General features: G+C 68.8%; 1 protein-coding gene. It reads left to right on the top strand.

Annotated elements, in window-relative coordinates; genetic code table 11:
- A partial coding sequence (locus ACFHWE_RS23890; RefSeq protein WP_416604130.1) for a hypothetical protein occupies window positions 1-221 on the top strand: 221 nt, incomplete at both ends.

Below are 221 nucleotides of genomic sequence, written 5' to 3'. Positions count from 1 at the left end.
CGACCCCCACCGCAACCCGCACGCCCACACACGACTGCCCCGGGAACAGCGGGACGCCCTCAATACCTACATACGCGTCGGCGCAGCGCTCAACCGCCTGCTTCAGGCCACCGATAACGGGACCGCAGAACGCCTGGAAACGATGCGCGCCGCTATCGGGCCGGGCCTGCTCCTGTTCGATCTGGGACGCGACGGCCGCTTCCCCACCCTGGACGACCTCA

Source organism: Nocardiopsis sp. LOL_012, assembly GCF_048060475.1.
Classification (GTDB): Bacteria; Actinomycetota; Actinomycetes; order Streptosporangiales; family Streptosporangiaceae; genus Nocardiopsis.
This window is presented reverse-complemented; position numbering and strand designations above follow the sequence as displayed.